Genomic DNA, 13,029 nt, shown 5'->3' with positions numbered 1-13,029 from the left:
TCATTTTAATCTTTGTAATCTGTGGCATTTTTTTAGTTAAAAATCTTATTTATGGCTGAATGCCGGTAAATACCACTTGAATTTTACCGCCAGCAAACGTACTGTAATAATCACAACCGAAGTCAGTAAATATAAAATATCGTTATCTAAGTTCAGTCCTTTGAGTGCAAAAAACACGATTCCACCAAAAATACAGATCGTTGCATAGATTTCTCTTCTAAATATCGTTGGAATTTCATTACATAAAATATCCCGAATTACACCTCCAAAACAGGCTGTCATCGTTCCTAAAGCGATACAAATTACAGGATGCAAACCAATCGAAATCCCTTTTTCAAGTCCGATTAAAGTAAAAACCCCCAAACCAATAGTGTCAAATAAAAACAGCGAAGTTCTTAATTTATCAAACTTTTTTCTAAAAAGAATTGCAAGCAAAAAACCTAAAATAATCACATAAACATATTGCAAATCTTTCATCCAGCCCACTGGAGTTCTGCCAATTAAAACATCGCGAAGTGTTCCGCCACCAACGGCTGTTACAAAAGCAATAATAAAAACCCCAAACGGATCCAGTTTTTTATGCATTGCCGTTAAAGCGCCGGACATGGCAAAAGCCATCGTCCCGATAATATCTAGTAAGTGAAACATTTCTTTTTTAAGTTGCTAAGGTTCTGAGATTCTAAGTTACTAAGCTTAAATTCTTTACTCTTTATTCTTTATTCTATTCTCTTTACTCTTTACTCTTAAAATCTATTTCTTAGTATAAATCGGACTTCTTTTCAATAAATACGTAATCGAATCGATCCAGCTGTCTTTCAGATTAAGGAAAGGTTTACGGGTTTGCGAATAAATTTTGTTAGTGTTTTTATACATATCAAAATACACATTGTAATAATAATACATTTGCGTATTGGCAGTTGTTGTTGAATAATCGTTTGATTTAATCTTTTTATCATTATTGCTCACTGTTGTGCTTCCACTTCCGTAAGTCGATGCAGTTGAACTGGTTGACATAGTATATGAAATTTTAGCCGCCAGAATATTATCTACACCAAGAATTTTTTCAAGATCTGCAATTGGGGTTTCATCAATATTGGTATGATCAATTCCGGCTTTGTGCAACAAACTATTTGTCGTTCTTAAATCCTGAACGGTTAGCGGAAAAATATTGGCCGATTTATCTAACAATTTGTTATACATATCGTTTTGTGCAAATTTCGCCATATCTTCAGAACCCTGCTGTGTATCTGAATTCACATACGGAACCGGCAGTACCGCAATCGTATTGGGTTTCATTTCTGCTGCAGTAATACTTTGACCTGAACCTGGTTGAGAAGTACTTCCCTGCGAAACGTCGAAAGTTTGTGAACGCCCGCTGGCAAAATCAATTCTGGCAATTTGAGAAACATCCAGTGAGATTAACAAAGTTTCACCCGGCAGTGAGTATTCAACTGCCTGATCAGATATTTTTGAAATTGTACCTTCTATAATTGTGTAATCTCTTTTAATAATTTTATCCAGCTTTTTTCCGCCTTGAGCGAAATTAAAAACAGAAACAAACAACATCAATACTACTGCAATAATTTTCTTTATTTTCATGGTATTTAGATTAAATTAAAATTCAGCTTCTTAACAAAGTTAAGAAATCATCTTACAAATATCATTATAGATTACAAATAAGAATAAGAATTTTCAGGAGCTATTTCCTGCTGTCCACTGTATCTTTTATGTCCGCCGCGGCGGACATAAAAGATACAGTGGACAGCAGGGCTAGGGCACTCATTTTCAAAAGAAAAAGAATAAAAACTTAGAACCTTAGAATCTTAGCAACTTAGACTTACATATTCTGGGTATAGTAATTATAGTCTTTCAAAACCACGCGAATAAAATCACTATTATCACCGGATTGATTTTTGATTCCTGTTACGCTTTCAATTTTAGCAACCAGTTTATAAATGATTTCATGATCATTTTTCTTAACCGCTTTCTGAAACGTTTCTTTTATGATTCTCATATCATTATCAGATAATTTTATGACCAAAGGATAGGTCGGCACATATGAAGTTCCAATTTCTTCGAGAATAGTATGACTGATATTAATCTTGTTTTTTAAAGTAATAACAGCTGTTCCTGCCGCCATATCACCTAAACGTTGTGCTTTTTTACTTGAAACTATCGACACTAAAGCAACTGTTCCGCCAAGAATCGAAAAATCAATCAATCTAAAAAACCAACGGATAAAATAATCGCCAAAACTGGCCTGATAACCATCAATTTTAACCACTTTTATTTTCAGTAATTTTTTACCAAAAGTTTGTCCTTCAAAAATGCTTTCTAAAGTTATTGAATACAGTAAAACCGGAACACCTATAATAAAAATAACTGCTCTTTGGGACCAAACATCTAATGCACCGAATAGTCTGTCAAAATGAAAAAAATAGAGAAGCACCAATGCAACCACCACTATATAGGAGATTTTGATAATTAAATCAATAAAATAAGAGCCCAATCGCTCACCAACAGAGGCAGCAATAAAATTTATTTTAACATTTTGTGTTGTGTTAATCGATAATTCTGACATATTTTATATTTTAGCCTACAATGAGAGAAGTTGCCTTCATAAAACAAAATAAAGAAAAATGGCTGGAGTTTGAGCTCGCTATTTTTGGTAAAGCTAAAAAAAATCCTGATGAGTTAGCTAATTTATACATTCAAATGATGAATGATCTGGCGTATGCGCAAACTTATTATCCTAAAAGTAAAACCGTTATTTACTTAAATCATCTGGCTTCTCAGATCTATCAAAAAATTTATAAAACGAAAAGAACTGAAAAAAACAAGATCGTAGAATTCTTTAAAACAGAAGTTCCGTTGCTTGTTTATGAATACAAAAGATATTTATTATATGCTTTTGTTTTGTTTTTTACTACAGTTGCAATTGGTGTTGTTTCTGCTCGCTACGATCAGGATTTTGTCCGATTGATTATGGGCGATGATTATGTGAATATGACTTTAGAAAATATCAAAAAAGGAAATCCAATGGCCGTTTATGGTTCTTCGGCAAACTGGGGAAGTTTTATTGGTATTACCGTTAACAATATTCAGGTGGGTGCCGCATGCTATTTTTATGGCATTTTTGGCGGACTTGGTACCTTCTATTATTTGTTGCAAAACTGTATAATGCTGGGTTCGTTTCAGTATTTTTTCTTCGAGCACGGTGTTTTTTGGAAAAGCGTTCGTGGTATCTGGATTCACGGTTCTATGGAAATATTTGCCATTGTAATTGAATCTGCGGCAGGATTTATTTTTGGAGCTTCGATACTTTTTCCGAAGACTTTTTCAAGATTAAATTCTTTTAAAATCGGTTTTAAAAACAGTTTCAAAATCTACATAAGCACGCTTCCGTTTACTTTTATGGCGGGATTTTTAGAAGGTTTTATTACAAGATATTCTATTAACATGCCTATTTGGTTAAGCATTTTTATCATAGTATCAACTTTAGGTTTAATCTCATTTTATTATTTGGTTTATCCTTTTATCGTACACAAAAAAGTACAACAATTAGCACCTAAATTGACTTAACCGAAAATTATAATGAAGAGCATCTTTCTAGTTTTATCTTTCTTTTTTTGCTTTAGTATCTCAAATGCTCAGGATACTTTGGCGGAAACCGAACCTCCAAAAGTGGCTGCTGTAAAGTATACCGAAAAAGACATTCAGATCGATTCAGATACTATTGAAGCCAAAACATTTTCAAAAAACTTCAAAAAAAAATATACAGATCCTGAATTTAATTACGAACCAAAAGCACCGGAGAGAAGTCTTTGGGATAATATTAAAGAATGGATTGCAAGTGTTTTGAGAAGAATTTTCTCTTTTACTGATGCAAAAACTTCTATCACTTTCACCATTATTTTATTGAGAGTATTGGCTGTTCTGGTAATTATTGTAGTTATTTATTTGATCGTAAAAGCTTTAATCAATAAAGAAGGACAATGGATTTTTGGTAAAAATGCCAATAAAAGGGCCATTCAATATTCTGATATCGAAAAGAATATTCATTTACTGGATTTTAAAAAATTGATCCAGGAAAGTATTCAAACTGGAGAAAAACGACTTGCTATTCGGTATTATTATCTTTGGTTGCTAAAAGTAATGGCACAGAATAATTACATCGAATGGGATATTGAAAAAACCAATTCCGATTATTTATACGAACTTAAAAATCCTGCTAACAGAGAAGATTTCACCTATCTCTCCTATTTATACAATTATATTTGGTATGGCGAATTTGAAATGGATGAAACCACGTTTACAAAAGCCGAAAACCGATTTAAGAAATCTATAAAAACCTTTAGCAATGAATAAATCCATCAAAATTTATATCGCTATTCTGGTTTTTGTTTTAGCCTTAATTCTAATATCAGATCGCGACCAGAAAAAACCTATTGACTGGCGACCTACATTTTCTGTACATGATAAAATTCCGTATGGATTATATATTCTGAACAAGGAAATCAAACCTCTTTTGAAAAATCAGAAAATTGAAAGAATTGCCAATGTAACACCGTATGAATTCTTGGATTCAAAATACGATGCCGATACTTTGGTAGAAAATTACAAAATCGAAGGTACTTTCTTAAGCATTTCAGAATTAGACAACATTGACGAGCAATCGATTAAAGAACTTTTTTACTTTGTTTCTCACGGAAATAATGCCTTTTTAAGCATGAGAACATTTCCAAAAACGTTAATGGATAGTCTAAAAATCGAGGTCAAATTTGATTTTCATCAGCCAAAAAACAACTTGGTCTGGATGGCAAACGAAAATGTTAGTTCGAAGAAATATGTTTTTCAGCAATCCGTAGAAGATTATTTTTCTAAAATTGATACCGCAAATACAACTGTGTTAGGATATCAAAGCAATACGAAAAAAGAGAAGCATATTAATTTTATAAAAGTTCCCTATAAGTATGGTTATTTTTATCTTCATACACAGCCAGCGGCTTTTACAAACTTTCATTTATTAAAAAAAGATCATTTTCAATATGCTGAAAATGTATTGTCCTATATACCAGAAGGCGATGTTTTTTGGTATACCAAATTGCAAAATGACAAATCTATTTCGCATTCCCCTTTACGTTATATTCACAGTCAGCCTGCGCTAAAATGGGCGTGGTATTTAAGTTTAATCGGAATCTTGATTTTTATTATTTTTAATGCCAAGCGAAAACAAAGAATTGTTCCGATATTAAAACCATTACCAAATTTAACGGTTGATTTCACTAAAACGATTGGGAATTTATACCATCAGGAAGGCGATCATCAGAATCTGATTGACAAAAAAATCATTTATTTTCTGGAAAAAATAAGAACCGAATATTTAATTGACACAACAAAACTTGATGATGTTTTTATTCAAAAACTACATCATAAAACAGGAAAAGATATAACCGATATTCAGGAATTGGTTTTTCTGATTAACGAACATCGAAATAGTTATCACGGAAGCCTCGAAGAAGATTTAATAAGAATTAATAACGCTATCGAAAAAATTTTACATTAGATAAAAAATATTTGCCACAGATTAAAAGTGAAGAAAATAAAAAATCAATTTAATCCTTTTAATCTGTGGCAAAAACAAATAAAAATTCATTTAAAAGAAAACATACCAAACCATGGACGATATCAATACACCAGAAACCGAAATCACAAATGAATATGTGAATTTTGAAACCAGAATAAATTTAGCACCACTTTTGGAGCATGTCAATTTGATTAAAAAAGAATTGGAAACTGTTATTGTAGGACAGCACAAAATGATCGATCAGCTTTTGGTTGCGATTTTATCCAACGGGCATGTTTTATTGGAAGGTGTTCCAGGCGTTGCCAAAACCATTACGGCTAAATTATTATCTAAAACGTTGAATATTGGTTTTAGCCGAATTCAGTTTACGCCAGATTTGATGCCATCAGATATTTTGGGAACTTCGATTTTCAATTTAAAAAATTCCGAATTTGAATTTAAAAAAGGACCTATTTTCTCCAATTTAATTTTGATTGATGAGATAAATCGTGCTCCTGCCAAAACTCAGGCTGCACTTTTTGAAGTTATGGAAGAACGTCAAATTACTATTGATGGTTCTGCGTATCAATTGGAAACTCCATTTTTGGTTATTGCAACACAAAACCCAATTGAGCAGGAAGGAACATATCGTTTACCGGAAGCGCAATTAGATCGTTTTTTATTCAAAATAACCATTGATTATCCAAAATTAGACGAAGAAATCCTGATTATTCAAAGAGAACATTTATTGCAAGATCACGGAAAACTGGAAGCTATTAAAACGATACTTTCTGCCGAAGAAATAAAAGGATACCAAGGTTTAGTGAAACAAATTAGAGTCGAACAAAATCTATTGGAATATATCGCCAGAATCGTTGTAAATACAAGAGAAAATGCCTTTTTATATTTAGGAGCTTCGCCACGTGCCTCAATTGCAATCTTGAATGCAGCCAAAGGTTTCGCAGCCATTCGCGGCCGCGATTTTGTTACTCCCGAAGATGTCAAAGAAGCGGCAATTCCGGTTTTACAACATCGTGTTATTGTAACTCCTGAACGCGAAATGGAAGGTATTACAAGCTCTGAAATTATCAAACAAATTCTTGAAACAGTTGAGATACCGAGGTAATTTTAGTTTTCAGTCGCAGTCACAGTTTTCAGTGTCTACTGTGACTGTAAACTGCGACTGAGACTGAGACTGAGACTGAAAACCGCGACTGTAAACTAAATAAAAAATGAAATTCATAAAAAGTCTATATCTGAACAACTTCTTTTTCTATATCCTTTTAGGCATTATAGGAATGTTTGTTTGTGCTTTTATTTTTCCGATTTTATATAATAGCGTTTGGTTTATTATTTTGGTTTTAAGTACCTTTTTAGGTCTGGACATTTTGCTTTTATATCTGTCAAAAGGAATTGAGGCCTCAAGAAAAACACCTGAAAAACTTTCAAATGGAGATTTAAATCCAATTCAGGTTACGATTAAAAATCAGTATACTTTTCCGGTTTCGGTTAAGATAATTGATGAAATTCCGTTTCAGTTTCAAATTCGTGATTTTAAAATCATAAAAACGATTCCGGCTTCTACACAAAAAGAAATTGGTTATGATTTACGTCCAACAGAACGTGGAGAATATTCTTTTGGAAATTTAAATATTTATGTTTCTTCACCTTTAAAATTAATTTCCAGAAGATTTACTTTCGATAAAGATCAGATGGTACCAACGTATCCATCTTATATTCAGTTAAAAAAATACGATTTACTGGCTTTTTCTAATAATTTGCATCAATACGGAATCAAAAAAATCCGTCGCATTGGTCACACCATGGAGTTTGAACAAATTAAAGAATATGTACAGGGTGATGATTTGAGAACTTTAAACTGGAAAGCTACCGCAAAGAAAAATTCGCTGATGGTCAATCAGTTTCAGGACGAAAAATCACAATCAGTTTATATGGCGATTGACAAAGGGCGTGTTATGCAAATGCCTTTTGACGGCTTGAGTTTATTGGATTATGCTATAAATTCGACTTTGGTTTTATCGAATGTCATTCTAAAAAAACAGGACAAAGCCGGAATTTTTGCTTTCTCTAAAAAAGTAGAAAACAGAGTTTTTGCAGAAAGAAGATCTTCGCAAATGCAAAAAATCCTCGAAACTCTATACAATATCAAAACCGATTTTTTTGAAAGCGATTACAGCCGATTGTATGTTGACATTAAGAAAAACATCAATCAGAGGAGTTTGATTATTTTGTATACCAATTTCGAAACCATGGACGGCTTAAACAGACAATTACCTTATTTAAAAGGAATTGCAAAAAGCCATTTATTAGTCGTTGTTTTCTTTAGTAATACAGAGCTAAATGCCATCATCAACAAAAAAACAGATACTGTTCAGGAAATTTACGATAAAGTCATAGCTGAAAAATTCATGTTCGAAAAACGCTTAATCGCCAATGAACTTAAGAAATACGGAATTCATTCGGTTTTAACACAGCCGGAGAATTTGACTTTGGATGCGATTAATAAATATTTGGAAATTAAATCGCGCGGGATTTTGTAATTAATTTCGAAAAACATCCAAACTCAAAAAAAAATTCAGTTAAAACTTCAATTAATTCTCAAAGGTTTATTCCTTAAACAATAATCATTAAAAGACTTTCTTTTATCTTTTATTAATTTATGGTTACATTACGTTATCACGTAAAAATCGATTAATTAAATTAATTAGTTTTGAAAAAAATTAAAATTAATCGATGTAATTTCAAACTAATAAAAAATGAAAAAAGTAATTCTAATTCTGTTCATTTTATTAAGCTGGAAATCTTTGGCACAAAAAACAGAAAACATCATCATCATTACCACGGATGGTTTTAGATGGCAGGAAGTCTTTAAAGGAATGGATCCGGCAATTGCTAATGATAAAAAATTCAATCAGGGCGACAGTACTTATATTTATAAAAAATATTCAGGTTCTGATTTCAAGGAAAGCCGCAAAAAACTAATGCCTTTTTTATGGTCAGAAATTGCCTCAAAAGGACAAATTTATGGTAATCGTGATCTAGGTAATAAAGTCGATGTTTCAAATCCGTATTGGTTCAGTTATCCCGGATATAGTGAAATCATGACCGGAAATGTTGATGTAGCTATTAATTCAAATGGTTATAAAGCCAATCCAAATGTGAATGTTTTAGAGTTTCTAAATCAACAACCGAAACTCAAAGGCAAAATAGCTGCTTTTGGCGCCTGGGATGCTTTTGACCGAATCCTGAACGAAGAAAGAAGTGGTTTTCCTGTTATTTCAGCCTTTGATAATGTTGGAGGAAACAAACCTACAGCAACTCAAAAGCTGTTAAATGATATGCGTAATAATTCGTATAAGCCTTTTCATGAAGACGAATGTCTGGATGTTTTCACACACTATCAGGCTTTAAACGAACTCAAAACCAATAAACCAAAAGTCCTTTATATCGCATACGGCGAAACAGATGAATGGGCGCATCATGGTCACTACAGATCGTATCTCGACGCTGCCAACCAGGTTGATAAATGGATCAAAGAAATCTGGGATTTTGTACAAAATGACCCACAGTATAAAAACAAAACTACTTTATTGATCACCGTAGATCATGGACGTGGCGACAAAACAAAAACGCAATGGACAGATCATGGTGCTGATGTTGTGGGTGCATCTGAAATCTGGTTTGCTGCTATAGGACCAGAAATTGCAGCAAAAGGTGAAATAAAAACAGACACACAATTGTATCAAAAACAATTTGCACAAACCATCTCTAAAATTATGGGGTACAATTTCACTACAACACATCCTGTAGCTGGTGAAATTCCGGAATTGCTTCAAAAATAAATTTAACAACCCTAATAATTAACCAATTAAACCAACTAAAACCAATGAAAAGAATTCTACTAAGTCTTTTTCTATCTGTTATTTTTATTCCAAACATAATGGCACAGGCAGATACCACTGCGGCCTATTATGACAAAATTGAGCAATCCTTAAAATATGAAACCGGAAAAATTACTTTAACTGAAGGAGAAGGAATATTAAACGTTCCAAAAGGATTTAAATTTTTAAACGGAGAGCAAACCCAACATGTTTTAACTGATTTATGGGGAAATCCTAAAGATGAAACGGTTTTAGGATCAATTGTTCCGGACGGAAAAGGTGTTACACACAGTAATAGCTGGATGTTTGTAATAAGTTATCAGGGAGATGGTTTTGTAAAAGATGATGATGCAAATGACATCGATTATGACGATTTGCTAAAAACCATGCAGGAAGATATGAAAACGGCAAATGAGGAAAGAAAAAAAGGTGGTTACGCAGAAGTTCAATTAATTGGTTGGGCGTCAAAACCGTATTACGACACTAATTTAAAAGTATTGCATTGGGCAAAAGAATTAAAATTTGGTAAAGACGAAGTCAATACCTTAAATTACGATTTAAGAGTTTTAGGAAGAAAAGGAATGTATAATATTTCTGCCGTTGCCAACATGGGTGAACTTGCAGAAGTGAAAGCCAGTATCCCGGGAATCCTAAAAAGTGTTGAATTTAATGACGGACACAAGTATTTAGATTTTGATGCGGATACTGATACCGTCGCGGCTTGGACTATTGGAGGTTTAGTTGCTGGAAAAGTTTTGGCAAAAGTGGGCTTCTTCGCTATTTTGGCAAAATTTGGAAAAGTCATCGTTATCGGTCTTATTGCTGCATTTGCTGCAGTAAAGAAATTTCTTTTCGGTAAAAAAGAGCAAGTAATGACAAGACCAAAAGAAGAAGAAGAAGAAGAAGAAGAAGAAGAACTTGTAGAAGAAACTGCTTCTACTGAGGAATAGATTGTTTTTTTGCCACGAATTTCACGAATTTTCACGAATTACTCGCATTAAGCCGAATAAAAAATTAGTGAAAATTCGTGAAATTCGTGGCAATTTTTTTTTCAAAACCTTTGAACCTCTGCATCTATGAACCTTTGCACCTTTTTAAAAAAAATCTCAGTACCTTAGCGCCTAAGAACCTAAGTACCTTTAGAAAAAAATGAAACAAATCACTTCCATTCAAAATCCGTTTATAAAATCGCTTGTTTTACTGCAGGAAAAAGCAAAGGCCCGCAAACAAACCGGAACATTTTTGATTGAAGGTTTACGTGAAATTTCAATAGCCTTAAAAGGCGGTTACGAAATTGAAACTGTTTTATTTTTACCGGAATTAGTAACTGAAAGTCAAATTAATAAATTGGTAAATGCACCTGTTCAATTAATTGAAATTAATAAAGAAGTTTATCAAAAACTGGCTTATCGCGATACTACAGAAGGGATTTTGGCTATAGCCAAAACCAAATCAATGCAATTATCTGATTTAAAATTATCTGAAAACCCTTTGATTTTAGTGGCTGAAGCACCTGAAAAACCAGGAAATATCGGAGCTCTTTTACGTACTGCCGATGCTGCCAATCTGGATGCTGTTTTGATTGCTAATCCGAAAAGTGATTTATACAATCCAAACATCGTGCGTTCAAGCGTTGGCTGTTTGTTCACGAATCAAATTGCGACAGGAACAACGGCAGAAATCATAGCTTTTTTGAAAGAGAAAAAGATTAATTTTTATTGCGCTACTTTACAGAATTCAACATCATATCATACCCAAAATTTCACTACTCCAACGGCATTAGTTGTAGGCACAGAAGCCACTGGTTTAACTCAGGAATGGCGTGATGCAGCAACACAAAATATCATAATTCCGATGCAGGGTGAAATCGACAGCATGAACGTTTCGGTTGCGGCTGCAATTTTAATTTTTGAAGCCAAACGTCAAAGAGGATTTAATTAATTTAAAAATTATGAATTATGAGTTATAAGTTATCTTTCGTACTGTTTCTTTTAGGTTTTACCGTTTCTGCCCAAATTTCGAATCAGGAAGTAGACGAATTGGTCAATCGCACCATAAAAGCTTTTGATGTTCCCGGAATCGCTGTGGCAATTGTCAAAGACGGAAAAGTAGTTTTAGCAAAAGGATATGGCGTAAAATCTATAACAACACAAGAAAAAGTGGATGCTAATACGCTTTTTGGAATTGCATCAAACAGTAAAGCTTTTACAAGCGCCGCGCTTGCTATGTTGGTTGATGAGAAAAAGATAAAATGGGATGATAAGGTGATCCAATATCTCCCGGATTTTAAGATGTATGATGATTATGTTACAAAAGAATTTACGATTCGTGACTTATTAACGCACAGAAGCGGCCTCGGACTTGGAGCCGGAGATTTGATGATCTGGCCTGACGGAAGTGATTTTAAAGCAGCTGACATTGTTCATAATTTAAGATATTTAAAACCTGTTTCAAGTTTTAGAACCAAATACGATTACGACAATCTAATGTACATTATTGCAGGTGAAATTGTACACGTTGTAAGTGGACAAACCTGGGCTGATTTTGTGGAAACCCGCATTATGAAACCATTAGAAATGGATAAAAGTGTGGCTTCTGTAAAACGCTTAAAAGATACTTCAAATGTTATTACGCCTCACGTTCCGATTGATGGGAAATTAAAAACAATCAAACGTTATGAAAATCAGCTTTTTGATGGTGCTGCCGGGATTTATTCAAGTGTAAATGACTTAAGTAAATGGGCGATTTTGCAAATCAACAATGGAAAATACGGTGATAACAAACAACTCTTTTCAGAGAAAGAACACGACGAAATGTGGCAATTGCAAACCATTATTCCAACCAAAACAAAACCTCCCTACAATACACATTTTTCAGGATATGGTTTAGGCTGGTTTTTAAGTGATGTAAAAGGATATAAGCAAGTTTCGCACACTGGAGGTTTAGAAGGAAATGTGACACAAACTACTTTGATTCCGGAACTCGGTTTGGGAATTATCGTTTTAACCAATCAACAATCCGGAGCGGCTTTTAGCGCTATTACCAATACGATTAAAGACAGTTATTTAGCCGTAAAATCAGACGATTACGTAACGGTTTACAGCAATCGGGTGAAAGCCAATGAAGCATCTGCAGATAAAGTAACTGATGAAGTTTGGGCAACTGTTACCAAAAACAAAAAAGACAAATTAAAAACCGATTTTTCTAAAATTACCGGAACATACAAAGACAATTGGTTTGGAGAAATTACGATAACAGAGAAAAAAGGAAAACTATATTTTGCTTCAAAACGTTCTTCACAACTGGTTGGAGAAGTCTTTTTCTACAAAGATGGCAACTACGTCGTAAAATGGAACAATGCTTTTTTCCATGCCGATGCACATTTGATCTTCAAATATGATGAAACCGGGAAAGTAATCAACCTAAAAATGCTTCCAATTTCTGAGTTAACAGACTTTAGTTACGATTTTCAGGATTTGGATTTTTCTAAAATTAAATAATATTTTTTTATATTTCTTATTGTCAAATCGAGCGGAGTCGAGATTCTTTAATTTTCAAAAG

General features: G+C 33.4%; 12 protein-coding genes. 9 read left to right on the top strand and 3 right to left on the bottom strand.

The features are described 5' to 3' along the window. Positions 1 to 45: 45 nt before the first annotated feature. The 3 genes from AC6CH4_RS13935 to AC6CH4_RS13925 all read right to left on the bottom strand — a co-directional run bounded on the left by AC6CH4_RS13935 (position 46) and on the right by AC6CH4_RS13925 (position 2,581). The gene (locus AC6CH4_RS13935; protein ID WP_498103876.1) at positions 46 to 648 is read right to left on the bottom strand and encodes a trimeric intracellular cation channel family protein; all 603 of its coding nucleotides are present in this window, start codon (positions 646 to 648) and stop codon (positions 46 to 48) included. Positions 649 to 750: 102 nt separating this feature from the next. After that, positions 751 to 1,599 carry a hypothetical protein gene (locus AC6CH4_RS13930; protein WP_498103874.1) on the bottom strand — a complete coding sequence of 283 codons (849 nt, stop codon included), beginning with the start codon at positions 1,597 to 1,599 and terminating at the stop codon, positions 751 to 753. Positions 1,600 to 1,837: 238 nt separating this feature from the next. Next, positions 1,838 to 2,581, bottom strand: coding sequence for an RDD family protein (locus tag AC6CH4_RS13925; protein ID WP_498103872.1), 744 nt, complete (start codon positions 2,579 to 2,581; stop codon positions 1,838 to 1,840). A 20-nt stretch (positions 2,582 to 2,601) separates the two neighbouring features. On the opposite strand from AC6CH4_RS13925, the gene AC6CH4_RS13920 reads away from it, so the two are divergent. The 9 genes from AC6CH4_RS13920 (at position 2,602) to AC6CH4_RS13880 (ending at position 12,968) form a co-directional block, all read left to right on the top strand. Beyond that, a complete protein-coding gene (locus AC6CH4_RS13920) occupies positions 2,602 to 3,582 on the top strand; it encodes a stage II sporulation protein M (protein ID WP_498103870.1) in 981 nt (326 codons plus the stop codon). Between the two features lie 12 nt (positions 3,583 to 3,594). Next, entirely contained in the window at positions 3,595 to 4,368 is a 774-nt protein-coding gene (locus AC6CH4_RS13915; protein ID WP_498103868.1) for a DUF4129 domain-containing protein, read from the top strand. Further along, positions 4,361 to 5,566 (top strand): DUF4350 family protein, encoded by a 1,206-nt coding sequence (locus AC6CH4_RS13910; RefSeq protein ID WP_498103866.1) that lies wholly within the window; start codon positions 4,361 to 4,363, stop codon positions 5,564 to 5,566. The genes AC6CH4_RS13915 and AC6CH4_RS13910 overlap by 8 nt, the downstream gene beginning before the upstream one ends. A gap of 112 nt (positions 5,567 to 5,678) precedes the next feature. Then, entirely contained in the window at positions 5,679 to 6,692 is a 1,014-nt protein-coding gene (locus AC6CH4_RS13905) for an AAA family ATPase (RefSeq protein ID WP_498103864.1), read from the top strand. A gap of 106 nt (positions 6,693 to 6,798) precedes the next feature. After that, positions 6,799 to 8,127, top strand: coding sequence for a DUF58 domain-containing protein (locus AC6CH4_RS13900; RefSeq protein WP_498103862.1), 1,329 nt, complete (start codon positions 6,799 to 6,801; stop codon positions 8,125 to 8,127). Between the two features lie 216 nt (positions 8,128 to 8,343). After that, positions 8,344 to 9,429, top strand: coding sequence for a phosphoglyceromutase (locus tag AC6CH4_RS13895; RefSeq protein ID WP_498103860.1), 1,086 nt, complete (start codon positions 8,344 to 8,346; stop codon positions 9,427 to 9,429). A gap of 44 nt (positions 9,430 to 9,473) precedes the next feature. Then, positions 9,474 to 10,418, top strand: a complete 945-nt coding sequence (locus AC6CH4_RS13890; protein WP_498103859.1) for a DUF2167 domain-containing protein — start codon at positions 9,474 to 9,476, stop codon at positions 10,416 to 10,418. Between the two features lie 199 nt (positions 10,419 to 10,617). Next, positions 10,618 to 11,409 (top strand): TrmH family RNA methyltransferase, encoded by a 792-nt coding sequence (locus tag AC6CH4_RS13885; RefSeq protein WP_498103857.1) that lies wholly within the window; start codon positions 10,618 to 10,620, stop codon positions 11,407 to 11,409. A gap of 17 nt (positions 11,410 to 11,426) precedes the next feature. Next, positions 11,427 to 12,968, top strand: coding sequence for a serine hydrolase (locus AC6CH4_RS13880; RefSeq protein ID WP_498103855.1), 1,542 nt, complete (start codon positions 11,427 to 11,429; stop codon positions 12,966 to 12,968). Positions 12,969 to 13,029 lie beyond the last annotated feature (61 nt).

The organism is Flavobacterium sp. GQ95, assembly GCF_059758655.1.
This window is presented reverse-complemented; position numbering and strand designations above follow the sequence as displayed.